Origin of the sequence: Micromonospora sp. NPDC005172 (assembly GCF_040608555.1) — a bacterium.
Lineage (GTDB): Bacteria > Actinomycetota > Actinomycetes > Mycobacteriales > Micromonosporaceae > Micromonospora.
Window position 1 is genome coordinate 1 of record NZ_JBEXIL010000006.1, and the last position, 26,933, is coordinate 26,933.

6 protein-coding genes are annotated in these 26,933 nt (G+C 70.0%); 2 read left to right on the forward strand and 4 right to left on the reverse strand.

Annotated elements, in window-relative coordinates:
• On the forward strand, window positions 1-555 hold a 555-nt coding region (locus tag ABZV06_RS05825), incomplete at its 5' end, for a non-reducing end alpha-L-arabinofuranosidase family hydrolase (RefSeq protein WP_355618984.1).
• A gap of 60 nt (window positions 556-615) precedes the next feature.
• Here the strand turns inward: ABZV06_RS05825 and ABZV06_RS05830 are convergent.
• From ABZV06_RS05830 to ABZV06_RS05845, 4 genes are all read right to left on the reverse strand, one after another.
• Complete coding sequence (locus ABZV06_RS05830) at window positions 616-1,239, reverse strand: response regulator transcription factor (protein ID WP_355240681.1); 624 nt, start codon at window positions 1,237-1,239, stop codon at window positions 616-618.
• 38 nt (window positions 1,240-1,277) lie between these two features.
• A complete protein-coding gene (locus tag ABZV06_RS05835; protein WP_355240679.1) occupies window positions 1,278-1,877 on the reverse strand; it encodes a response regulator transcription factor in 600 nt (199 codons plus the stop codon).
• A 98-nt stretch (window positions 1,878-1,975) separates the two neighbouring features.
• Window positions 1,976-19,732 (reverse strand): hypothetical protein, encoded by a 17,757-nt coding sequence (locus tag ABZV06_RS05840; protein WP_355618987.1) that lies wholly within the window; start codon window positions 19,730-19,732, stop codon window positions 1,976-1,978.
• 28 nt (window positions 19,733-19,760) lie between these two features.
• On the reverse strand, window positions 19,761-21,959 hold the full coding sequence (locus ABZV06_RS05845) for a hypothetical protein (protein ID WP_355240674.1): 2,199 nt from the start codon (window positions 21,957-21,959) through the stop codon (window positions 19,761-19,763).
• A 23-nt stretch (window positions 21,960-21,982) separates the two neighbouring features.
• On the opposite strand from ABZV06_RS05845, the gene ABZV06_RS05850 reads away from it, so the two are divergent.
• Entirely contained in the window at window positions 21,983-26,881 is a 4,899-nt protein-coding gene (locus ABZV06_RS05850) for a hypothetical protein (protein WP_355618990.1), read from the forward strand.
• The last annotated feature ends 52 nt before the right edge of the window (window positions 26,882-26,933 follow it).

A 26,933-nucleotide genomic window follows, 5' to 3' on the forward strand; every position in this document is an offset into this window, starting at 1 on the left:
CAGACCCTGTTCACCGGCAGCATCTCCGGCTCCGGCACGGGCCCCATCGACCAGACCCTCATCGCCGACGACACCACCATGTACCTCTTCTTCGCCGGCGACAACGGCAAGATCTACCGCGCCAGCATGCCGATCGGCAACTTCCCCGGCAGCTTCGGCTCGAACTACACCACCATCATGAGCGACAGCACCAACAACCTCTTCGAAGCCGTGCAGGTGTACAAGCTCCGGGGCCAGAGCCGCTACCTCATGCTCGTCGAAGCCATCGGCTCCCGGGGTCGCTACTTCCGCTCCTTCACCGCCACCAGCCTCGGCGGCACCTGGACCCCCCAGGCCGCCACCGAGAGCAACCCCTTCGCCGGCAAGGCCAACAGCGGCGCCACCTGGACCAACGACATCAGCCACGGCGAGCTGATCCGCACCAGCGCCGACCAGACCTTCACCGTCGACCCGTGCAACCTCCAACTGCTCTACCAGGGCCGATCGCCCTCCTCGGACGGCGTCGACTACGGCCTGCTGCCGTACCGCCCCGGTCTGCTCACCCTGCAACGCTGACACCACCCACAGCACAGAGCGGGCCCGGCTGTCACCGGGCCCGCTCTGCCACTGCCGGTGCTACCGATGCGGCGACACGTAACCCAGTTCGATCGCCCGACGGGTGAGTTCGGCCTTGTTGGCGGCGTTCAACTTCGTTCGGATGCGCTTCAGGTACGTGCCGACGGTCGACTCGGTCACGCCCATCTGCTCACCGATCATCACGTTGCTCAGCCCGCTGGCGACCAGCCGCAGTACCTTGATCTCGCGCTCGGCCAGACGAACCGGATTGGAACTGAGGTGCCCACATACGGCCTCGACCAGTCCGGGACTGATGTAGACGCTGTCCAGGGCGGCGGTCTCGGTGGCCGTCCGCAGGTCCCGCTCGGCGTCGTCGGCGAGGATCATCGCGCGGACTCCGGCACGGAGCGCGTCCGGCAACGACAGCCGTACGTCCGGCCGGCACACCAGCACCACCCGGGTCCGCCGCGGCAGCACCGACCAGAGATGGCCATGTACGGACGCGCGCCGCAGCCCCGTGATGTCGACGATGGCCAGGGGCGGGCTGGTCGGGAGGGCAAGAAGCCGCGCGACCGAGGCGAGTTCGAGGCTCACCTCCAGACCCGGCAGGTTGGACACCAACCGGACCAGCCCGGCCCGGGCGACGTCGGACGGGGACACCACCGCCACGTCGAGGGTGCTCACACGTGCTCCTTCGCGTGGTTCAGGGCAGCATCTCCCGGTCAGCGGGGTGCGACGTAGCCGAGTTCGATCGCCCGTCGCGTCAGGTCGGTCTTGTTGGCCGCGTTCAACTTGCTCCGTACCTGCCTGACGTACGAGGTGACGGTGGACTTCGTGAGGCTCATCCGCCCGCCGATCTGCTCGTTCGTCAATCCCCTCGTCACCCAGTGCAACAACTCGATCTCTCGTTCGCCCAGCGCGAGATGGCGGCGCTCGGTGTCCCCGGTCAAGATGCCCAGCATGTCGGCGGCCAGATGTATCCCGCCGTGCCGTGCGGCCTCCACGGCGAGAAGCAGGTCGTCCACCTCCGTGTCACGGGTCAGGAAACCTCGCACGCCGGCAGCTATCGCCCGACCGAGATCCGGTGGGTCGGTCGGGTCGCAGAGCAGCACGGCACGGGAGTTGGTCGGCAGCGTGCGGACGAGCGCGTCGACGGCGCGGGTCGGCCAGTCGAGCACCACCACGTCCGGAGCCAGTTCGGCAGGCATCTCCGCCAGGGACGCGAAGCCACACGGCGTGAACCTCGACGACGCCTCGGCGAGCAGACGACAGACGCCCTGCCGCACCACCGATCCGGCGGCGACGACAGCGATTGTTGTCATACGGACTCTCCTGTAGATCGCCCGACGAACATAAACAGATCGTCTTGACATCCACTGAATTCGCCTTGCGCGAGCGGGCGGTTACCGACGCCGCCCGGTCAGCAGTTGTAGACCTCCTCGGCCAGTGCCTGGAAGTCGGCGGCCCGGCTCTCATGCCCGGCGGCGACTCCACTGATCGCGTCCACCCAGTGCTGCTTCGCGTCGTTACGCAGTTCCGCCGAGTTTTTCTGCACCCAGTCGAGAGCAGCCGGCAGACCGTCGGCGAACATAAGGTCCACCGCCCGGAGAGCGGTGGCTGCGCCGGCGACCTGATGACCCGAGTCCTCAATGAGGCCTACGCGCAGGCCGACGTCCATCCCACGGCCCACGTCGCCGATCAGCAGGCTGTTGCGCTCCACCGGGCTCGTCAGCTCCTGGAAGTCGAGCACGAACTCGGCCCTGCCCGACCTACCGAGCTCGCCCAGCAGCGGCGTGAACTTCCGGAACCAGGGGTCGCCGTCCACCTGTTCGACGATCTTCCGCAGGTCGTCACGAGCGGGTTGACCAGTCAACTCGTCGCGGAACGCAGTGATCACGTCCAGCTTCGCGTTCCGGGTCGGTGCGAGCAGCAGCTTGCCGACCGCCCGGCTGGTCGAGTCGCCGTTCGGCCTGGCCAACTCAAGGGCCCGGAACAGGACAGAAGCCCGCAACGACTCGCCCTGTTCCTCGACGTCACCGTTGCCGCCGACGACCTGCCAGACCGGGGTCAGCGCGGACTGTTGGGACAGGACGGCCGACGGCAGCGCCGCCAGACCGCCCGACATCGCGCCCGATTTGGGAATGAGGTGCACGAAGCTGAAGCCGTACGTCTGTGCCATGGTCCTCAACGCAGGCGTCAGCCGGGCCGTGGTCACCACGACGGGTTGCTCTTTCCGCAGCGCCAACTGCTGCACCAGGCGCCCGACATCGCGTACGTCCGCGTCCAGCGGCTTCAGGCCCGGCCGGGCGCTGCCCAGGTAGACGACCGGGCCGTCCACCTCCGCGGCCGCCGAGCGGATTCTTTCGCCGCGAGCCGCGCTGGGTTGCGGCCCGACCCAGTAGAGCTGACCCGCATCGAGTTCCGCCCTGCTGCCCGGCGGCAGCACCACGGGGTCGGTCAGCGGTTCGACGGGCGTCGGCCGGGTTTCCAGGACCGGCGACGGCACGCGCGGCTCCGGTGTGACGAGGGTGTCGGGTACGCCGCTTCGGACGACGTCCGGTGGCGGATGGTCGGTGCCGGACGCGAGGTGACCGGCGGGGTCGATGCGCCGGGAGGTCACCGTGCCGTCCGCCTCGGTCAGGTCGAGGTGCACGTAACGACGCAGGTTGTGCGCGATGAGCCGGGCGGTGAGGAGCGGATCGTAGGTGTCCGGCGTGAGTCCGACGGGCGGTACGAGCGTGGGTTCCCGCTCCCGGACCAACTCGATCAACCTGGCGGTACGTGTCCGGAGCTCGTCGACGAAGGCGGGCGTCGGTTCGCTCTCGTTGATCTTCCACATCAGGTCGTAGCGGCCCGCGACGTCCCGGCGAAGGCGGACAGCCTCCGGGTCGGCCTCGCCGAGGTGTCGGACCGCCCACTCCTCGACGAGGAGAAGGCGGTGGTAGGCGCGACGGGCCGCCGAGGACGACACCACGACCTGGTTGGTACGAGCGTGGTCCCGGATGTGGTTGGAGATGTGCTCGGCGACGGTCAGCTGGTCGTGACCGGCCCGGCCCGGCACGTTGGCGAGCTGGTCGAGGTCGTGGCGCGGCGTGTGGTCGTCGGGTCGGGGCCACCGTTCCGGCTCGGTCGCCGGCTCCGACAGCGGAACGGCTTTCAGACGTGTCCGCAGATCGGCGATCTCGTGCTCGAACAGTTTGGCGTACACCGCACCGGTGAACCGGTCGCTGACGAAGCTGCCACTCGACCGGGACGGGTCCCCCTGCTCAAAGCGTTCCGCCTCCAACCGGCCCTTGAACCGCATGCGCACCAGGTACAGCCGGCCCTGTTGCTTGACGTGCTGTTCGGTCCGGTAGTTGACGGTCTGTCCGCTGCCGTCGCCCCGGGGAGCGACCCGGGCGAACTTGGGCTCGGCCGTCCCGGTGTGTGTTCCCCACGGCGCATCCGGTTGGGCGGTATCGTTGACACTCACCGCCTGGTTCTGGTTGACGCTCGTCGACAGCTCTACGCGCAGGTGGCTCCTGCTCGCGGTCGCGGTCGTACCCGCCTGGTCCTTCGCATACCGTCCGGTGCCGCTGCCGTCGAGTTGGAACAGCACCTCGATGTGGTGCAGGTCGCCGACGAGGTGCAGGCTGGCGCGGGTACTGGAGTGACCGGGCAGGAACATGTCGTCGGTGAGGGTGTGTCGCTGACCGGCGACCGCCTGGTGCAGGAAGTTGCTGAGGTGGCCCGGCGAGAGGAGCGCCGGCAGCGTGACTGACGACCGGAATGTCACGTCGTTCGCCTCGGGGCCGAACATGCGGCCGAGCAGACCCCAGCCGGCGGCCAGGGCATCGGCCAGGAACACGCTGTGGATGTACGTACCCGGCGGCAGTTTCGGGAGCGCACGCAGGTCGGACCTGTCGAACAGCCGGGAGAGCCGGCGTGCCTCGGCGACGCTGTGCGGCAGTTTCAGCACCAGTTCGCCCTGGTGCTCGCGCCGCAGCGGCGCCGACTGCCCGGTGAAGGGCCGGGCACCGCGTAGGAGCAGGTTGGACAGCGGCCGGTTCGGCATGTCGAGCCGGTTGACCTCGACGCTCAGGGAGACGTCAGCGCGGGCCAGGTAGTGCGCCACCCAGTCGTAGACGGTCTGTTCCTGGGTGCTCTGGTGGGTCTGGACGATGCCGGTCTGCCGTCCGCCGGAGACGCCGAGTCCGAGGCCGCCGCTGGTGTTCGCGGTGTCCTCGGCACCGGCGAAGGCCGGCTGAAGCGGTGCCAGCACACCGGAGAATCCCACCGACGTGCCCGAACTCTGCGCGTTGTACGCGTGGCCGTACCTCTCGATGCCGGTTTTGGGGACGAAGTCGAAGATCTGCGGGGGCGTGGCCAGTGTCAAACGCAGCTTGACTTCGACCACCTCGGTGAGTGCGCCCGCCACCTTGTTGACCAGGTAGAACTGGACGCCCTGCATCAGGTCGTCGCTCATCGACTTCAGGCGCGTGCCCGCGAACATGGTCTCCAGGTAGTCGAGGCCACCGACGAGACGCCCGATGACGGGCTTCTCGCCGACGAGACGCCGCCACCACACCTCCATCGGTCCGCGGTCCGCCGCGTTCGGGGTCCACTGGGATCGGCGCGCCCCCACGAGGCCCGGGACGGCGGCCTCGATCGCCTCGTGGACGATGTCGAAAGGCCGCACGCTCTTCTCCGCCGACCTGCGGAACGTCAGGGAGTGGACGCCGCTGTGGCCCAGCGAGGTCGGCCCGTTCGGGAGCAGGTAGTCCGGGATGGTCAACTCGGCGATGCTGTCGAAGCCGAGGGCGGCCAGGCGCGAACTGAGTGCGTCGTGGCCGCGATCGATCAGGTGCGTCCGCAGCTTCTTCAGCTCCTGGTGGTGCGGGTAGTCCGGCCACGCTCGCGCCTCCCGCTCCATCCGCTCGATGACGGCCCGGACGTCCCGATGGTGGAGTTCCAGCTTCTTTTCGCTGTCCCCGTCCCCGCCCTTCCAGCGGCGCAACGCGTTCAGGAGTTGCGTGTGGCTGATCGGTACGGCACCCGCGCCGTACCGCTTCAGCGCCTCGTTCTCGGGCAGCAGATAGATCATCTGGCGACCGTCGACGGACTCCGACGGCGGCCGGCGCACCGACGTGGGCAGCAGCTTCGCGTGCGCCTCATACGTTCCGGTGACGGTGAAGTCGACCGGGGCGAGGAAGGCGTACATGTTGTGGAAGTCCAGGTCGAGGATCTCCACACCGCCCGTGCGGGATGACGACCCCGACCTGTTGGTGCCGTACCGGACCCAGGCCGAAGGCTGACTCTGGACCGCGGAGAGGTTGGCGGCGGTGGTCACCACCCGGGTCCGATGATCCACCGAGAACTTGATGCCGTGGTCCCTGCTGTGTCCGTGTGACGCCTGGGACAGGTACAGCTTGATCAGGCCGGCGGTGAACTGGTCGCTGGTGGCACCGACGAACTCGCTGGCACCGAGCGCGCCGTGCACGCCGAGGCTGCCCTGCTTGTGCCGGACAAGGCCGGAGCGGAAGAGGTTCTCGGTCTGATACTCGTCGTGCAGGATCTCCTTGAAGTACGAGCGCACGGCGGCCGTGCCCGTGAAGATCGAAAGTTCCTCGTCCCCCGGCTGCCCGGGGCCGCTGAGGTCGGGCTGAAGCCGACGTGCCGCGTCCAGCAGCCCGTGGGTGTCCGCGTAATAGATCACCGCCTGGTCCAGCACGCTCACATCGGTGGGGTGGGTCATGGGCTCCTGGTCGTCGAGCCGAGTGTTGATCGAGGGCACGAGCAGCACGGCCGCCGCACCGTCGACCGGGCCGCTCTGCCAGGTCGAGGACTGCTGACGCGGCTTGTACTCGTAGTCGACGGTCACCTGATAGCGGCTCGGTAGACGGAACTCGTCCACGTCCCCCGGGTACTCCAGCAACTGCGGCTCGCTGAGAGTCTGGCCCGCGGTCTGCGTCGCGCCCTTCGCATAGCTGTACTCGGCCGCCACACCCCAGGTCTGCATCAGCTTCACGCCGGCGCCGAATCGGGAGCCCAGGGCCAAGCCCCGTCGACCACCGGCGGTGTACGACCCGGAACTACTCCCGATAGCGAGGTTCACCAGGTGGTACTCGCCGGTCCGGCGCTGCAGCAGCGTCGAGTTGCCCCGTTCGTCCGTCCTCTTCAGCTCCTCCGGATCCTGAACCGCCCTGATCGTCACCCGCGCCGCGTGTCGTCGGTGTCCACGCGGGTCGCCACGCAGAGTGAAGGAGAGACCGTCCTGGTGGAGCTGGTCGTAGAAGGCGGAGAAGGCGTTGGTGGAGACGAACTTGTCGATCAGCGACAGGTTCGCCAGGCGACTGTCGCTGCCGATGTGGGCGTTCGTGCCTAGCGTCGGTTGCGTGGCGAACGGGAACCGGCGCGGCGGGACGTACCCGGTCCGGGCCAGCTCCGACAGCACCTCCCCTCGAAGCTCCTCCGCGACGTTGTCGTCTACCGTCGCGAGACCCATGCCGATGCCCCGCCCCTGGGCGACGTGGCGGGGCAGGACCACGTCCTGGAGTTCGCTCGCCGGCGTGCTGCCGTCGTTGACCAGGCCCGGGGCGTACTCGACGGTCGCCACCGAAGGGGCCGGTGGCTGTCGGAGCGCGGCGGTGTCGACCGGGAAGCCGTGCGCGAACGCCGCCGGCTCCGGGAGTCGGAGCAGCGCCTCCCCGCGTACGTCGGCGGTGGTCGTGGGCGTGCTCCGGACCCTGTTCGCGACGTGCACGACCGCCTTGTGCCGCAGGCCCACCCGGTAGCCGGCGGTGCGTCCGGTGTACCGCGACACGTGCACCCAGATTCCGGTGTGACCACCGCTGACCGAGTCGCTGTTGCTCCAGGTCCAGCCGACACCGACGCTCGGGCCCAGCACCAGACCGGGCAGAGGCATGAAGTTCAGCTCCCCGCTGGCCCGTACCTCGCTCTCGTTGGTCAGCCCGAAGCTTCCACTGTGCGCGCCGATCGCCGTGCTGACCCGCTCGATGTGCGACTTGTCGCTGGTGGCCCCGACCCGGGTGATGGCGGCGTCGGCATCCCGCTCGGTCTGGACGACCACCACGGCGACGGCGTGACCGGCCCGGTCGTGCAGGGTGATCGGATAACCGCCCGCATTCGCCTGGACCCGCCGTCGCCGCGCCTCCTCGTCGTCGGTCACCGCCGCGGGCTGCCGGTTGTTGATCGCCGTGTCGAGGTTGAAGCTCAACTTCCACAACGCCTGGCGCAGCTCGCGGCGCTCCGGGCCGTTCGGGTCGAGCGACAGTCCGTTGGTCCGTAGCTCGGCGACGATCCGGTCGTACAGTTCCGGCAGCCCGGTCAGCCCGGTCGCGAAGTACGTGTCCGGGATCTGCCTGCTCAGACGAGCGAACTCCGCGCCGAGCCCCTCGTCGGTCGGCCGCATGGCCTGGACCTGCGCCTCCCCCTGTTGCAGGTAGTGATCGGGGACCCAGACCTCAAGGCGCTCCTGCCCGTCCGGGTGCTCAGCGGCACTCGACCAGGTGGTCGGCAGATCGGCCCACGCCGTCGAGTCGTCGGGACGCGTCCGCACCGACCAGTTCGGCGTGTACGACACCAGCGTCGAGTCGATCCGGTCGTCCTGCACCCGGCCGGACTCGGCGTCCTGCACGCCCACCGTCGTACGGTCGACCCGGTTGGCCGTACCGGAGATCGTGACCCCGGCCCGCGCGACCTCGAGTACGCCCGGCCCAAGACCGACTCCGACGCCGAGGCCGACCGCGCCACGCAACGCGCCGGCCTGACCCGAGTTCGACAGGGAAGCTCCGCCCGTGTTGAAGCCACTGCTGGTCGTCTGGGTGGCGTGGAAGAGCTTCTTCCTGGCCTCCGGGTCGGTCAGGTGCGCGCCGCCCACACCCTCGGCGTCCCAGTCGTCGACCTCGTCGGCCGCGTAGCGTCGGTCGGCGAGGTTCGGGGCGAGAGTGGCGTCGGTGGGTTCGATCCGGACCAGCACCTCGACCGGGCCGACCTGGACGAGGTGACCACCCCCGACGAGTTCCCGGTAGTTGGCGAGCAGCCGGGAGGGCAGCATCGCCTGCTCGTTCGGCGACATCGTCACGCCCCTGACGTGTGCCGCCGCGATGATGTTCGCGACCGCTTCGTCGAGGTGCGGCAGGGTCTGGTGCGGGGTGCCGATCGTGTGTACGATCGAGCCCGGCTCGGGTGCCCGCACCGGTCGGGATTCACCCTCGGCCGCGCGCGAGTCACCCGTCGCGGTGGCGTCCGCGAGGGCACCGGTGGCGTCGGCGGGGCGGCGGATCGCGTCGTACCGATCGGCCACCGGCACGGCTGGCATCACGTGACCGTCGGCGGTCACCAGCAGACGCAACGGTGGCGCGTCGGTCGGCTCGACGGACTCCGTTGCCGGAACGGATTCGACGTGGGTGGGATGGATCAGGTCCACCCGCACGGCGAACATCTGCGCGAGCACCTGGGCGATCCGTCGCGGCGTCTGCCGGGCAACGGGCGCTCCGGGGGTGGCTAGCCGGGAGATCCAGCGCAGCACCGACTCCCGGTTCGCCGCCAGCGTCTCCGGTGCGAGACCCAGCAGCGGGGCGGCGACACCACCCGACGCCACCAGATCCGCGAGCAGCACCGCGGCGATGTTGTGACGCAGGGCCGGCGCGGGGATCTCGGCAAGGCCCGACATGCGCTGCTGACCGTGGCGCGCCGAGAGGCGCAGGGCCTCGAAGACCGAGTCCGGACCGGGCCGCGTCCAGACCGCTCCCAGGCGTGCCTCTTCGAGCGTGGCGATCTGGAAGTCGGTGAGCCGGTTGACCGACGTCGAACCCGGTGGCAGCACTGTCAGTTCGGCCGGGTCGGTGGTGGCCCCCTCGCCGCGGTCGACCACCGCGGCGCGTACCTCGCGCAGCGCCTCGGCGAGGCCGTCCCCGACGGGGTCGGCAACGCCGTGCAGCGCGCCGGGCAGCGACGCGGCGAGGTGCTCGGACGCCGGCAGGGGCAGGTCCTCGGCATCGACGAGGTGCCGCAGGAACAGGTGCAACCCGTCGAACGTCGCGACGTCGCTCGGCATGCTGCCCTCGGTGCCGAACTCGGTCGCCACCACGATGCGGTCAGCTCCGGCCGGCACCAGGGCCGGCACCGCCGCACGGGGTACGGTCGCCAGGAGCTGACCGTCCTCGGTCGCGACCAGCAGCAGGGCGTCCCGAGCCGGGTCCGGGTCACCGGTCCGGTGCACCCCGCCGTCGGGAAGAAGCACGTCGATCGGACGCTCGACCAGGTGGGACATGAGCGTGACCATCGCCCGGGTCCGCCCCGACGCCGAGTCCTCCAGTCGCAGCGCGGTACGGATCGTCTCGGGCACCCGGCTCGGTGGCAGACCCTCGGCGAACCAGTCGACCACCTGTTGGCGCGCGGTGTCGTCGGCGGTGTCCAGGCCGAGCCGGCGACCGACGGCATCGACGCCCGACAGTTCGGCCTCCAGCATCCCGGCCATGGCCAGGTGGAACATCTCAGGAGGTTGCTGGGCGAGTTCGGCGCCGCCCGGCAGGCGACGGTGCGTGAGGGTGGCGGTGACGGCCGCGAGGTAGCCGTCGTTGGCGGGCACCAGGGCCCGGAGTCCCGCCCGTTCGAGCACGGCCGCCGCCGAACTTCGGAGCGCCCCGGGCCCGACCGTCCAGGCGAGTTCGTCCGCGACAGACGCCGCAGGGCCGCCGGCCGACAAGCGAGGCAGGCCGTGCGCCCGGAACTCCCGGTACGCCCGCATCGCATGGCTGTCGCCCGTTCCCAGCTTCGCGGCGTCCCCGTCGGGAATCGTCGCCGGCGCCAACCGGCTCGGATCGGCGGTGGACAACTGCTCCGGAGGTGCGGCAACCAGGCCTGGTTCCTGCTCGCCGGCCGGCGCACCCACCCAGACCCGGACCCAGTCGTGGCTCCGGCCCCGATCGCGGGACGCGGTGGAGACCAGACGGACGGCGTCCGGTGTGAAAGCCACGCCATTCTTCGTCTGGTCGTGCGCCGCCAACAGATCCGTCAGCGTCTCGGTCAGCCGGGTGGAACGGGCCTCCGCCGTGCGTCGGCCCAACCCGCGATCCAGCCCGGGTACCCGTTCCGCGAGGCGGTCGATGAACCCGGGCGCACGGCCCGGCCCCACGGCGGCACGGAGGCGCAGTGGTGGCAGTCCGTCCTCGACGCGCCGCGACGTCTCGGCCACGACCGATCTGACGAAGGCGTCCAGCTCGGCATGATCGGGCCAGGAGAGGTCAGTGGCACCGGGCGCGAGGACGAACTCGGCTTGGAGGTCACGCCCGAACAGGGGTGTGGGCAGGGGCGGCGGCCCGTCGCGCAGGAACCGGTCGACGAAGTCACCGGCCACCTGTTCCGCCTCGTACTGCTGCCGATGGTCGTTGTTACGCAGCAGGTCGAGCATCCGGTCGGCGAGTTCGGCGCGGCGCACCGGGGTGAGTGCCGCGACCGCGCCGGTGAGATTCCGGGCCTCGACGACCTCGTCCGCCCACGTTCGGTACTCGTTCCGCAAGCTCCTGGGCAGGGCCGCGACCCGCCGGAACACCGCCGCCGGGTCCTCGGACAACTCGCGGGACGGTGTCACCCGGTCGGGGGCCGGCCGCCGCCGGCGGGTCGGGGTCAGCGACGTGAGCGTCGGCTGGTCCATCCGACGGTCCGGTACGTGCCGAGGAACTCCGCCACGAGGCCGCGCCACAGTGGGTTCCGGTTTACGCAGCACCCGCTGTCCGGTCGGAGGACGGCGCAGCGCCGACCACTCGGGAACCGCCGGCTCCACCAGGTCCGACAGGTCGACCAGCACCCCGGCGACCTGGTCCGCCTCGGGCTCGGACGGCTGCTCCTGCTCGAAGTAGCCACCGCCGTTCGGCCAGGACTGGCGCAGGACGAGCGGCGCGTCCGGAGAGGGAAGGACGAATCTCAACTCTCCCTCGGGGCTGTGCAGCAACAGGCTGGTCGAGTGGACGACCACCACCGTGTAACCGTCCGGGACGTCCTCGAACTCGAAGTCGTCGCTCTGCCCCCGCAACGGGAACCGTTCACCCGCGACGAGACGCTCGGCCACCGTGGCGGGAAGCATGACGTAGGTGTAGCCCTCGACCCGATCCGGGTTCCAGGCCAGGAGAGCTGCGGTGACGTCGTGCTCGTACCGCAGGTTGTCGGCCAACCTGCCGGTGGTGACGGCTGGGTGCTCGGCGAACATCCGCTCCAGCAGGGGCGCCGGGCCGGGCGCAGTGGGCGCAGTGACGTCGATGGTCCCGCCGCTGCGGCGTACGACGGTGTGCGGCGCGGTGGCGTGGCTCTCCTGGACGAACGCGATCTCCCAGAGATAGCGCGGCGCGATGATGTGGTCCCCGCCCGCGCGACCGATGTCCTGCATCAAGGCGGGAGGCAGGTCCGGACGTCGCGGCCCCCGAGGATCGTTCGTCGCGCGCTTGGCGCGGCGCAGGACCGACGAGTTCCTGTCCGGGCCGCCGCTCGCCACGTACTCGTCCGGCAACCCCAACAGGTGCAGCATCTCGTGCAGGACCGAATCCCGGACCTGCTGGACAGGCTCACGCAGGACATCCCGGGGCCAGGTGCCGGCGTCCATTCCGCCGCTCTTCGGCACCCTGATGACGTGGTGAGCGTCCTTCGCGTCGTCGGTGAACCGTACGTCCAGGTGGAACTGGTCCCCGCCGGGCAGGCGGAAGCGTCCGTTGATCTCCTGTCGGACGGCGTCCCGTGCGTGCGCCGCGTACGCCTCGACATCCGAGACGGACACGTCCTCCTGGGCCGCGAGGTGGATCCTGAGGTGGAAGACCCGCAGGAAACGCGGTGCGGAATCCGCACCTGAGAGCGCGCCGTCCTGGACCTCGACCCGTGCCACGTCATATTTGACGTCGGTGCCGGACAGGCTGAACAGCTGCGGACGGCCGGATCGCTCACCGATGTCCCTGATCTCGGCGTCCACCGCCCGGAAGGCCGATCCCGGTAGCGCCGCCACGATGCCGTCCGCGTCCGACATCGGGTCGTGTGCACGCCACCACCCGTCCTTCTCCGACGAGAGCGGGCTCAGACGCCATCGGCTCAGGTAGTCCAGCTTCGGGCCGGCGAGATCGTCGACACGTGTCGACGGTGCGGGCGGAATGACGTAGCCGAGTTGCACGGCCGGCTCGGAGCCATCGAACACCGGGTATATCTCGTGCTGGACCCCCACGCGGGAGAAGATCTCCTGGACCTGCTCCGGATCGGCGCGGACGCCTGTCAGAGCCGTGATGCGGTCGCCGATCGCTGTCCGGAGGCTCCGCTCGAAAGGGTCGGCCACGTAGAGGATGGCCTCCTCCGCGTCGTCCGGGCTCTCGTTGGCCTCGTCGTACGTGGCCGCCAGTTCGACGTACGGGCCGGTCGTCTCCTTCGGGGCCAGCTTGACGATCTGCTTGCCGAAGAACTCGTGGACGATCAGGTGCCGGAGCACAGCCTGGTCGGCGACCTCCCGGGCCAGCGCGTCGATCGCCGGCACCGCCTGCTCGGTCGGGTGCCGCGAGGAGGCGTCCAGGGCCACGTCGATGGCGCGCCCCCGCAGGATGTTGGCCCACTGTCCGGTCAAGCGGTGGGGTTCGCCCGGTACCGGCTCGTGGGTGAGGCCCCGCAGGCGGACGAAGTCCACGGACGCGGTACGTACCACCGAGTGCCGTACCCGGACCTGCGGTAGAACCCGTTCCTTGCCCTCCCGCTGCGCCCACCCGGTCAGCCCGACGTTGAGGTGTCGGTACACCTGCGCCGTCAGCCAGCCGCCGAGGTCCGCCTCCCTCGCCTCCCGGATCTCACGCGCCTGCGCCGTCTCGTCGGCGGGCACCGGCCGCAGGCCGATCTCGACCTCGACGGTCAGCCCGCGCGGGCCCGTCCCCGGCTGTTCACCGAGCAGTGTCGCCAGTGCGCTGTCGGTGGTCGCCGCGTTGACCGTGTCGCGCATCCACTCGATGGTCCGCCAGGCGGCTCCGCTGCCCCGATCGGCCGGTACGTCGTTCTCGGCCGAGGGGGCGCGCAGTCTGCGGAGGTAGCTGGACAGGCTGTGGCCCCAGGACACCGGCCAGTGGTCCGGACCGGGTACGACGTCGAGCAGGCCGGGCTCCTGCGCCACGACCGGCTCGTCCCACAGGACGGGTCCGCTCGTCTGCCGCGTATCGGGCTCACCCTGGACGTTGGTCACGTGACCGTCGCCAGACTGGTCGACGACGACCGGCCACCGTCCATGCATGCCGATGGGAGGGGCGGCAAGGGCGGAGTCGCGCCCGCTCCGCGCCGGCTTCGAGGCGGCGGCGGGCGGCAGGACGAGCTGGCGATTCTCGATCGTCCCGCCACCGGGATCGACGAGTAGAATCCTCGACTCCACCGGGTTTCCCAACTCACCGACGACGCTCGACCGGCCGTCGTCGGTGACGAGCCGTGCCTCCTCGGCGGCCCGGGGAGTGATCCAGACGTTGCGCTCGTCCGAGGTGCGGTGAACGGCCAGGCTCCGAAGCCGCCCGTCGACTCCCGGAGCGAGGACGAGCGCCGTGCTGCCCGGTCCCGATCGTCGAAGGGCCTCCTCCACCGCCTCCCACGACGGGGGCCGACTCCAGTGCTCGATGGTCCGGAAGTCGTCCACGGCGGGACGCATACCGGTGACCATGTGCTGTGGGCCGGGCAGGGGTCGTACGCCCGCCGGGTAGAGCGCGCCGGCCAGGGCACCCAGCAACGCCAACTCGTCCTGGCTGCCCCCGACCGACTCGACCACGCGGTTGGTGATCGACGACAGCCGGGCCCGGGTGAACGCCCGACCGTTGAGGGCGAGCGACTCCCGGCGCGGATCGCCGTCGGCGAGCAGCTTCTCGGGCATCCGCCGGCTCTGGCCGTACAGGCTCTCGGGCGATCGCACGGGGACCGTCCGCCCGTCCGGCAGGTGCACCACGAACGTCAGTCCGTAGCGGTACAGCGCGTGCGGAGCGCGGCTCTCCGTGTTGCGCTCCACCACCTCGGTCAGGTCCTCGGCGAACGTGCCGGCCGAGCGGCGACCCGCCTTACCGGCGATACGTGCGCCGGCAGATTTGGCCTTCGCCGCCGGATAGGCAGCCCCGTCCGCGCTCAACCCCGCCTCCCAGCCGCTGGTGAAGCTGTTCGACGCCACCGGCTTGGTCTCGTTCTGCGCGTACCGGCGGGCCTTCACCGTGGCGCGCACGGGCATGCCGTCCTCGTCGAGCAGCTGCGCCACCTCGTTCAGCACGATGCCGACACGGACGTCGGTCCCGGGCACCCGGTACCGGTGGTCCAGCAGTTGCTGCACGCGCGGACGCAGGTTCGGCTCCGACACGAACCGCTCCGGATCGACCAGGGCGTCCCCGAGGGTGAATCCGGTGAGCGCCAACAGGTGGCGGTACACGAACTGCCCCACGCTGTTCGTCGGCGCGACCTTGGCCGACAGGTCCGTACCCGACCCGCCCGGCTCCAGCGCCTGGATGAGGTCGTGGCCGAACTGCTCGGTGATCGGCAGGGCGATCGGAATGAAGGTGGGGTCGGCCGCCACCAGGTCGTTGAGTCCCGCGTCGCCGGCCTCCGGGGCGGCGAGCAGCGGTTCCCACTGCTGGCCGGCGCGGCCGGCAGGCCCGGTCAGGTACGCGGGCAGCAGCCGACGGACCGCGCCGGCATCCGGCAGCGGTGTGGTGAGCTCCCACGCGTTGCGCTGCGGATCGATGATTTCGCGCAGCGCCGGGAAGCCGGACGCCAGAGGCAGCAGAGCCGACCGTACGGCGTTACCGAGCACTTGGAGCTTCAGCGGCATCCGGAACGAGTAACGCATCTCGACGGTGAAATGGACGCGGTTGTTGAGCTCGTGCGCCCCCTTTGTGCCGTACCGGAAGATGTTCTTGGTGGTGTGTTCCGCACCCTGCTCCTGCGACGCGCCGCGCCCGTAGTCGAACCGGAGGCCGCCACCCCCGATGCCCTTTTTCTCGCCGGCGGTACCCCGGCCTCGACCCGCGAGATTGACCTCCGCCGCCCATCCGGAGGAAGCGCTCTCTTGCGCAGAGTCGAGCGCCTGGGTGCGGAGGGTGAGGTCCACCTCGGGCCGGGACCGCTCGGACGTGACCGCACCGAGGCTGGCCTTGACCCGCACGGAGAGGTAGCCGGTGCCGAGCAGTCCGCCGGGAACGACGAACGACTCCTGGACGCCCCCACCGAACAGCTCGAACGCCTGGCTCTCCAGGGCGGACAGCGAGAACGTCCTGCTCAGTGCCGTACTCAAGCGCTTGGGGGCACCCTGACCCGGCGCGGGCAGGACACCTCGCTCGACAAGCGTGTCGAGGATGAACTGCAGCGGTGGTCGTTCGGCACGCAGCTTCTCGACGTGGCTGGCGGCCCGACCCAGCTGAGGGTCCAGCTCGTCGCGAGGCTGCGTCGGCGGCTGGACCGCGACCGCCTCGGGTAGGCCGAGGTCGTGAGCCAGCCGGTTCGGTACCTGGAACTCCAGGCCGTTGTGCAGGTCGACTGTCGCTTGACGGACGATTGGCGGACCCGACGAGCGCCAGCCGGTCAGCTTCACAGTGAAGCGGACGAGACCAGCCCGGTAGCTGTGCACGAGTTGTTTGTAGGTGGCCCGGGTGATGTCGATGCTGCCCACGCCACTCGCGGCCGAGGCGTCCTGATGCACGGAGCCGTGTACGACCAGGGTGCCCCCGCCACTGTTCGAGGCGATCGTGGAATCCGTCGTGTCGCCCGGCGAATCGGAGTAGAGCACCCCGCCGCCGGCACCGAGCGAGGCCTGTCCACCCGCCTCTTCGGTGACGTCGAACTGCGAAGCCGCCTGCGCGTACTGCTCGATCTCCACCCGCTCGCTCGACGAGAGGTGGCTGACCTGGTGCACGGTGGCCGAGATCTCCGCGACGGCGGTCACGTCCCCGTCCGCGCCGAGAGGGATGGTCCACCGCTGCTCTCCATCGACCAGATTGGCGAGGTTGGCGCTGAGTTCGGTCGGCACGGCGAGGTCACGCGCCCACAGTTCGGCGGGCCAGTTCGACGGATCGCTGAACCAGGTCGCCGGCTTGCCGTGCACCTGACCGTAGAGACGTGCCACCACCGCCGGCAGCTCGTGCAGTTCCGCGAAGCGCGGATACACCCCGGCGACGCCCTCGCGGTCGAACGGCACCATCTCCTCCGGCAGCGCGGGCAACGGGCCGGCGCCGTGCAGGGCGACCTGGACCCCGACCTGGTCGACCTGCGCCATGGTCGGAGTGATCTCGGGCAGATGCTCGACGGGTACGACCACCTGCTGCTGGACGTCCGGTCCGTCGACCACCATCCGGATGGGTGGACCGTCGTCCGGCCGCACCGTGATCTCGTACGCCAGCAGGTAGTCGTGCTGGACCACGTCACCGGTGGTCTCCGTACGTCGGTAGCTCTTCACCGCCCGGGCGCCGCCGCGCTCGGTGCTCCGCTCGTACGTGCCGTCGGCGCTCAGCCCGCTCAACTGCCCCCGGAGCTTGCCGTCGTACCCGAAGACGGCATTGGCGGAGACGCCGGCGTGCAGCCCCTGATCGCTGGTGACGCTGCCGCTCGTCGAGGCCGTCGACATGGCCCGGTTGTTGACCGACATCGGGTAGGTGCTGCTGCCCACCCACTCCCGCGTCTGGGCGGTGACCAGCACCTGGTACTGCCGGCCGCCGATGCTGAAGGTGGTGTGGATTCCCGCCCGCACTCGCGCCGGGTCGCCTTCGAGCGCCGGCAACCCGTAGCGCACGGCGACGAGCCGCCGTGCCTCGGCCCACTCGTCGCTTCCGGCCGTCGGACCGCGGCCGCTGCCCAGCGCGACACCCAACGCCTCCAGCACGTGGGCGGCGACCCGGTCCCCGCCGGGCAGGCCGATGGTGGTGCCCGGTCCGTCGCCCCGGCGGGCCGCCATGATCAGCGGCTCCCGGGGGGCCGCCGTCTCCGGCCGGTACGGCTCGCGGACCTGCGGCGCATCCACCCGGGGCGGGCCCAGTCGCTCCGCGACCTCGGCGGCGGTCACCTCGGTCGGCCGTGACACGGGCGGCACGATGGTCCCGTACCAGCCGACCTCGGCGGGCAGCGGAGCACCATGGTGGTGCCGCTCGAACGCCTCGGCCTCGGCCGTCGGAACTCCGAACTCGGCCTTGACCGCTGTCGCGAACCACGGAATCCGGTGGGTGGTCGACTCCAGCTTCACGTTGACCGAGACGTCGGCCGCGTAGCGGGCCTGTTCCGCCGAGCGGACGAGGACGGTGTGGTTCATCGCCGCGTCGCCGACGGCCTGCGCGGTGGTCTTGCCCCAGCCGGCCGACAGGACCGGCCCGATTCCGCCCCGGTCGTTGCCGCTCGCGCTCGCGGTCAACCCGGACGGCAGCAGTCGGGGGGCGAAACTCAGGGTGTACGACCCGCTCTGGTGCCGGGAGTCATCCCGCACCACACCGAGGTCGTCGCGGATCGCCACCCCCTCGGTGTCGCCGATCCGCTGTAACCGACGCACGACCAACTCGACGACGGCGTAGCCCTCGAAGCTCCGTCCCGTGCCGATCGGCACCGCCAGCCGTTCGGTCATGTCCCCGCCGCTGAGCAGCCAGCGGCTCCGGCCCCGCGAGGTGCGTTCGTTGAGGAGTCGCTGGCCCACCCGCTGTGCCACAGTCGCCGCGCTGTGTGCCGGCAATCCGCCGTCGCGCAACTGTCGGTGCAGTCGCGCGACCGCCGGGGTGTAGTCGATCGCGGTGAGCACCTCCCGCGCCGTCTCCGGTCCCGGCGTCAGGGTGCCGTCCGCCTCGACCACCGGGCCAGGACGGGGGCGCTGGTCCCGACCGACGTACTGCTCCGGGAACTTCACGACGAGCATTCCGTCGTCCGAGCCGAGCTGGTGGGTCTCGCCCCATCGCCTCCCGTCGACGAACACGTCGACGGCCAGCCCGCTCGCGTAGCTGGGCCCACCGTTGAAGAAGATTTTCCGACCGGAGATGACCCGGTACGAGGAGGTGCTGGCGTCCGAGGTGGAGCTCTCGACGTCGAACGGCAGCCCGATGGTCATGAGCTGGAACTTGCGGGGCAGCCGCAGCAGCAGGTCCGAGCCGATGCTCAACGCGCGGGAGGCGGGCGTTTCTCCGCTGACGCTGGCGGCGGTCGAACCGAACGACACGTCGTACGTCTGGTCATGCGTCGGAGTGGTTGGCACCGGTTTGGCGTCGTGCAGCCGCGGTTTGATCCAGACCAGCCGTCCGTCGATGACTCCCGTCCACCCCTCCCGCAGCAGGTCGTCCCACCGCTCGGTGTTGGCCGCGGCGGAGGACAGCTCGACGAGTCGCGCGGCGGCCTGCTGGTCCGGGGTCGCGGGCAGCGGAGCCTCGGCGTGGCCGTCGATGCCGAGAAGGTCGGCCAGTCGTGCTCGTACCGCCTCGCGCAGGTGGTGCGACTCGGCCTCGGTGGCCTCGTTCGGCGCCCGGTCGGGAAGCGCGTCCACGACCCGGTCCGCGATCTCGGCCGGGTTCCGGTAACCGGCCGCCTGGATGATCATCGCGCCGGTCGCGCCGTGCTCGATGTACCAGGGTGCGGACGGCACGTCCGGGTCGACGACGGTGGCGCTGTCCTCCGCACCGAGACCGCGCCGGGTCAGCTCCCGTGTCGCCTCCAGGTCGAGACCCTCCCGGGCCAGCGGATTCACCGGCTCGACCGGCAGGTCGACGACGAAGCGTCGTCCCGTCAACCGGTCGGCGGTTGTCCCGGTGACCTCCTGGCCGGTGACGCCGTGGGCGGGCACCGTCCCGGTCAGGCGTTCGGCGGGATAGACGAGGACGGCCCCGGTCTCGCCGAACGCCTCGAACGGCACCACCCGCGGTCCGCTCAGGGTCAGCGAATCCGGGGCCTGCACGAGCACCGGCAGGCCGAGCTGGTCGGCGTGGCCGACCGCGGCCTCCGGACCAGGTTCGAGAACCTGCGGTACGTAGACCATCCGTTCGATGACGGACTGCGGCTGAGTGCGCAGGGCGTCCGCGACGAGCCCAATCGCGGCCAGATCGACATGGACCTGGTGGAGTCCTGGTAGCTGCGCGGCGGCGAGCACCGAGTCGGGCACCGGGGCGCCGAGGCTGAGCCACTGTCCGGAGCGCACCCAGGTGGCGACGAACTCGGGGCAGCCCACCTCGGCGACGTCCGTCATCGCGGACCTCCTCGTCCGACCCGGCGCGTCAGTGGCAGGTCAGAATCTCGTTTGTCAGTGCCTTGATCTCGTCGGCCAACGCCGGCGTTCCGTTGAGCCGGTCACTCGCCAGGAGTTCCTTGAACCGGAAGTGCCAGGGCACCCGGTCCGCGCCGCTCAGACATTCCACTGACAGCACCTGACGCCAGTCGTCACTCCCCGGCACCCGATCCTCGCTGAGTAGCAGCTTGACCGCCTCGAAGATGGAGGCGTGCGCCTGGGCGACCTCCTTCGCCCCGTCCGCCACCCGCGCCATCTGTTCCTCGTACGACTCACCGACGGCGCGGACCAGCGTGATCGCCTCGGTCGGGTCGATGGCGTGGTCCAGCATGCCCTGGAACAGCAGGCTGTCCCATGCCATCCGGGTGCCGTGCGTCGTCCTGGGTCGCGTGCCCGGGTCGGGCACCAACTCGCCCTGCCATCGGGTCGACGCGGTCAGATAGTCGAAAACGAAACGCACGTCGACGGGCTGACCCGTCGGCCAGGGTGGCTGGGCGTCGAACATCTGCGCCAGGGCGGGTTCGACCGGCTCCGTCCCGGCGACGACGGGTGTCCGGGCGGCCACCCGCAGGGCCAGGTCGAGCCCTTGAAGCCGGAGATCCTCCGGGAACTCGGCGGCCAGGTCCCTCGAAGCCGTGAGAACAGCCGGATCACGCAACTGGTCGGCATGGTCGGCGAAGTGGTCCGCCGCCTGCTGGTAGGAGTTCTGGGTCAGGAACTCGACCAGAACGGGCGGCAACGGTTCATCGGCCGTCATGCTGGACAGGTTCGCGGCGTCCAGGATCTTGCGGGTCACGACGCGACCGTCGAAGGGCTGCGGCGCGGCGTCGGGCGCGATGACCTGCCAGCTGGATTGTGCGTCGATACCGCCCCGCATCACCTTTTGGACCACAGACGCTTTGTAGGTCCGGGCGAGCTGCTCGATCTCCGAGTTCGGGCGGGTCGCCACGACCGTCGGTCGCACGTTGTTCAGGTAGTACCGCTGCAGCTGCGACCTGATCTCGACGAACTGTGCCGGGTCCAACGGGTGGCCCTCACCGGGCTGCTCGCGCACGTCGACTGCGACGACTGGCTCGCCCAAGAAGTCGACCTCGTCCATCCCGTACCGCTTCACGTTCTCCTCTGGCCACGGACCGACCCACGTCACCTCGTAATTGAGCGGACGGACCATCCCGGGCCCGACGGCCTCGCGCAGGGCAACCGGCGTGCCGTCCGGGCCGACCAGCATCACTCGCGCGTCGTCGCGTTCGAGGACGGCCGTGCGCCAGTCGTTCCCGCCGTCGATGTCGAATTCCCGCGTCTTACCGTCGGCGCGCGGGTCGTGCCACGTGAGAGTGCCGTTCTCGTCCGAGGTCAGCCAGAACACCTGCTCGGTGGAGGTACCCGCCGCGGTACCGGTGACCAGCGCCGACGAACCAGGGGTATTGCGGAGCACGGTCGCCAGCGCCGCCGGCCGCACGGGTGTGAGGCTGCCCCCGATCGCGTTCGCCACGCGGGTGGTCGTCGGCGGCTCGGTCGAGGTGAGCAGGTCGAAGGCGCCGGTACCCCCGTACCGCGCGGCGTACGCGCCGAGCGCGTACATCGTCGCGTGCGTCGATGGTCCGGTGTGCGCGAGTTCCCCGGGGCTGACGCCAAGTCCGAGCTGCGTGCGGGTGAGCGCGGTCCGTTCGTGCCAGCCGGCGAGCCGATCCATTCCCTCGCGGATGCTGGACGGCGTCCCGGGCAGGCTGACTGCGTCGAGCAGCGCCGCTCGCTGAGCCGCCGCGCTCGGCGGAAGAACCCGGTAGCTGGCCGCCTCTTCGGCGGTCACGCGACCCGCGGCATCCACCGGCACGACATCCTCGCCCGCGAGTGGCTCGACCGTCGAAACGGGCAGGTCGAGGCCGGCCGCGACGGACCGCAGCGTCTCCGGGTCGCTGACCGGAAGCAGTGTTTCCGGGTCGAGCACGGTGACCACGTGCGTCGCCCGCGCCCTCGGGTCCAACTGGTCCAGGTACCGGCGGAACGCGGGATCGAGGGCGGTATCCCGGCCGACGAAGACATTCACCCCGTCGCCGACGCTCATCCGCTCGGCGGTCTCCAACATGCCGGTCTTGACCTGCGGCGCTGTCGAGTCGGCCAGGTATATGAACCCTTTGCCTAGCACAGTGGCCAGCACACCAGGCAGGCAGTCGGACAGTGCGGGCATAACTGCTCCCTCGGTGGCGGGGCGTGATACGTCGTGTCCGCACAACGGACGGGAGGGGTTCCGGGTTCAGTCCGCAACAGGCGAGAAATCGGAGCCGGGCAGGGACGTCGTGTCCCACACATGAGGACTACGGCCGTTCCGTCCCCTACTGGGAGGCTGAAATTTCCTGGTGTTCGGAGGCATGCGTGGCGGACGGCGCAGATGTGGATTGTCTCGAGTTCGTCACCACGTGGGTGCGATCCGGTCAGTACCTGAGCGTGGACAAGACCGCCCTCCCACCCGAGGTGCGTCTCGCCGAGCCAGTGGCTGGCCTGCACCTGATCCATTCGATCTCGGGGGCGACCGCCCCCGAGATGACCGCGCAGGCTCTGCTGGCACAACCGCTGGGCGTGCTCGCCCGCGCGGTGGACGCCCCGCCGATGTCGGTCGCCGCGGACTTGGATCTGGACGCGGCGATCACCCGCGCCGACGCGCTGCGACTACCGGTCCGCGTACCCGGCAACACGTTGGCAGGCTCGACCAGTGACCGAGTGCTGCCGATCGACGCCCACGGGATTCCCGCCGAACCAGCCACCGCGGAGTACGTGCTGGTGCTGCCGGCGACGCATCTCGTCGCCGAGCACTCCGCCGCCGAACTCGGTCACGACCTCGGTCGGATCGTCCCGGGACCACCGATGCCCGGCCAGGTCCGCCTGGCTGGTGACCGGGTCGAGCTTGGCCTGCCGCTACCCATCGTCGACGCCCGCTTCGCCGGTATCGACCTGACGGAGGTGGCGGCCGGCGAGTTCCGGACCGTCGAGGGCGGGATCAAGGGGCTCTGGCGCGATCTGGCGAACCTGGCGGTCGGACACGCGACGCGGGTGCGGGTCACCCAGGCCGGCATCGACGCACCCGAGGACTTGCTGGCAGTGCGCTCACCCGATGGTGTCGCCCTGCTGCGTGACACTCCCACGGGCGCGCAGGCCGCAACCCTGCCGCGCCACCCAGCCACGATCGAGGTCGGCCCGGCCATCGTCTCGGCGGAGCTGGACGCCGCCGCCGTCCTGCGGGAGCCGTTCGCCGGTGCCGTGCCGGCAGTGCACCCGGATGTGACGGCGGCGGCGGTCTACCTGGCCGGCCGAGGCGGCCTCCTACTGCTCGATCCCGACCAGACCGCGCAGATCGACGCCGCCCAGAACTTCCGGGCGGACTCGACCGAATATCCGGTGTTCGTGCACGGCACCCCGGCCGGCCCGGTCGTCGGGGGCCGGCTGGTCACGGCCGAGCAGCTACGCGATCTCATCGCTGCCGACCCCCTGTCCCGGGGCAGGACCATCATCCTTGTGCAGTGTGACGCGGCCTCGTCGACCACAATCGTCGATGATTTCGCCGCCGCGTTGTTCGCGGCGTTGCCACGCGAGTACCCCCGCATCGTGGCGATGGGGGGCACCGCCTGGGTCCAACCTAGACCGGTTGAGTCCGACGAACTCACCGAGGTGCTCGTCACCAGCACGGACCTCACCCCCGACGGCCAGTTCCGGCTCGTCGCTGGCGGCATCCGCACCTATACCGGCGCTGATGCCCTGGCCACCACGACCCCGGCACGCGTCCCAGTGGTCACCCAGCACGGGCCCGCACTCTCCAGGACACGCGGGGGAGACGGTGTACGCCTCACCGACGCATCCGGTGCGGTGCTCACCGGTGACGAGGCGCCGACGACCGAGACGGTGCGGGAATTGACCGGCATCGGCACAGCCGTCGACTCGACCGCGGTCGGTGTGCCGTTTTCCTACACATTCGCCCAGGCGTACCAGGGGGTTGAGGTTGCCCGTACCGCTGCGGCCAACGCGGCGGAGGCCATCGTCACGTGGGCCACGCAGGCAGGTGACCGCGCGCTGGCGCACGCCGGCATGCTGTTCCACGCGGCCGACGCACTTCAGCACTCCGACCCGGCAAAGATGTCAGCCAACGTCTTCGAGCGCCTCAGAGCGGACGATATCGAGAGGGTCCGTGCCGACCTGGTGCAACGCGCCAAGTCGGCCCGAGACGGCCTCTGGACGCGGACCAGAGAGCTCAATGACGCGGCCGGCCAGGCGCGGCACGTGGTAGCGCATATCGGCAGGGACCTGAACCAGCGCGTTCGACTGCCTGGGCTACGCCCGCACGTTCATCCCCAGCACCTACCGACCTTCGACCAGATCATCCAGTATTTGCACCTCTCCGCGCAGGGTCACTACCGCACCCCCCAGGAGAGTGGTGTGCTCAACAGCCTGCTCGCTCACTTCCGTGGGCCGCAAGGCGCTCTGACCGCTCTGACGACCATTCTCCACGAACTCGACACCAGGCTGACAACGCAGGCCACCCAAGTGATGGCTTCCGCCACCAATCTGGAAACCCAGATCGCCGCCGTCGAAGCCGGTCTCGCCTGGGAAAGGGCCTGGCTCGACACCTCACACGGGGTCGCCGAGGGCGTCATCAGACGGGTACGGGAGAAGCTCAGCTACGGCCCAGCCAACAACGACGAGATCATCGCGCGCTACAACGATGGCGCGGTCGCCTTGGTCCACCACGTTCGGGCACCCGTGTACCGAAAGATTCCGAACGACACCGACCCGCTCCGGTTCCAGAGCACCAAAGCCTTCATGGCCGCTTACTTTCGCACCGGCCTCTGCGACGAACACGCGGCCGTGGCGCTCGCCGAACTCTTCGCCAGGCCGGACATGGTTGGCGTCCCGATCACGCTCGTGTACGGCAACGTCGTCGATCGGGGCCAGCTTCGCGCTCACGTCTTCCTCGTGCTCGGCCCACTGGGACACCCGAACGCGCTCGTGGTGGATCCGTGGCCCCTGTACCCCACCGCCGTGCGGGCGGGGCGGTACATCGCGGAGATGAACGCGGTAACCAGGGCCTACACCTTCGTAACTGACACACCGAGGGATCTCTACGCGTACGGTCGCGAGCAGGTCCATGCACACCTCCTGCCCCGTTTGCGACATCCGGTGCTGCAGCCGGTTCCGATACCGGTTCTCGCTCCCGATCCGGAGTCGTTCGACACCCACTACACGGATCGCTACGCCGAGAGGGCACGGGCACGGAGATATGCCGCTACCGTCGCACCCAGCGGGGTGCACGCCTCGCCGCAGGACGTCGCCGTCTACCTCCCCGGCGATCAGCCCGGTCTCTACCTGCTCGGCCGGGATCAGCAGCACCTCATCGACGCGGCACGCGAGTTCCGGGCCGGCGACAACGAGTACCCGGTGTTCATCGACGGCACCGCCGCCGGACCGGTGATCGACGGCCAGCTCATCACGGACGAACAACTGCGCGACCTGATCGTCGCCGACCCGAACTCCGCTGGTCGCGATATCGTCGCCGTCATCTGCGATCTGGCCGTAACCCGGGCCGGCGCCACGGCACTGGATGATTTCGCCACCCGCCTGTTCACCCTGCTACCCGCCGGAAACAGACGGGTGCTGGCCGCTGGCGGGGTCGCACAGGTCGTACCTGGCATTGCGAGCGACCTGACCGAGGTGGTGATCTCACCGACGGTGCTCGGCGACGACGGCCGGTTCCGTCTTGTCTCCGGCGGCTTCCGGGAGATCCGCGACGCCTCCGCCGACGGACAGGTGTCAGGCCGTACGCCGATGGTCGTGCAGCACGGCCCGAGGCTGTCGCGCGCCCGAGTCGAGACCGGCGTGGCTCTCACCGCCGACGACGGAAATCTGTTGACGGGGGCCGACCTCCCGGCCGTCACCGACCTGACCGCCCTCGGCCTACCCGACCCCGCGCGTATTCAACGCCTGTTCGACAGCGCAGACCGACAAGCGGCCACTGCCACCGAACAGCCGGTCATGCCCACCGAGGCGGTTGGTCCACCGACTTGGCGACTGCGGCTGGCCCACGGTGTCACCGAACACGGTGACGTGCACGTCATCTCCTCGAACAGCAGGCATGCGCCGCAGCGGCTCATCAACCAGCTGGCCGAGGCGGCGGATGCCGAGCACCCGGTGATCCTGCTGGGCGCTCCGGGACCCGGCGAGGCCGCGCTCGCCAAGGACGTCGCCGCGTTGAACAACCTGCTCGAACAGTTCGCCCAACGTGAGCAACTGCCCGTAGTGGTCAGCCGCGGCAGGGCCGACCTCGACCTGCTCGACGTGGTGGCCAGGTACGGGGCGACAGTCCTGCATCCGACCCTGAACAAGACCGACGGCTCGGGGTTGGGTGGCCTCCAGGTGGATCACCGCTGGAAGGTGGCCACCCGGCTGCGGGAGGGTGGCTCTGAGAACTCCAGCGACATCTGGGAGAGGATCACCGCCGGCGTCCTGGACGCGGCGGCCAGGCTGGCCCGGCCGACCGAGGCCGTCACTCGGGTCGACGACGCCCTTGGCGAGCTGATCTGGGCACCCGACCTCACCGTGAGTCGCGAGGTCTTCCACCGACTCGAAGAGCAGTGGTCGGCCGAGCGGATGACAGCGGCCCGGACCCAGGTCGAAAAGATGATCGAGCGGGTGCCCGGTCAGCCGGAGCTGGGCATCTTCGCTCCGGTGCTCGAGCTGGGCGCGGTCGGTCAGGCGGACATCGTCTTCGACTACGCGGACGCGGACGAGGCGCTACGGCCCAAGGTGCTGCTCGACTCCGTGGGCCGGCTGGAGACCACCGGTCAGCTCAACATGCCTGTCGACGGTGGCCTCACCACCGAGCGACTGGGAGCGATGGTCGAAGCCGTCGGTGTCACCGACATCTCGGTCTCGGTGCTCACCGTGCTCGGCGACATCAAGGCTGGCGAGTTCGAGAACGCCCAGAGTTTCATCGCGGCCAACAGAGGCAAGCTCACCGTCGAGCAGAAGAAGCAGTGGGTCGACGCCATCACCGGCCTGCAACCCGCCATGAAGAACCACACCGACGAGCTTCGCCTGTTGTCGGCGGGCGTTCTGAACTGCTGATCCAGCCCTGACCACGTACGGCGGAAGGCGCCGGGCCCGACGCGGGCCCGAC

Bases quoted from the DNA above. Each gene is read 5' to 3' on its own strand.
- ABZV06_RS05835 (WP_355240679.1), bottom strand. From the start codon at position 1,877: ATGACAACAATCGCTGTCGTCGCCGCCGGATCGGTGGTGCGGCAGGGC.
- ABZV06_RS05840 (WP_355618987.1), bottom strand. From the start codon at position 19,732: ATGACGGACGTCGCCGAGGTGGGCTGCCCCGAGTTCGTCGCCACCTGG.
- ABZV06_RS05845 (WP_355240674.1), bottom strand. From the start codon at position 21,959: ATGCCCGCACTGTCCGACTGCCTGCCTGGTGTGCTGGCCACTGTGCTA.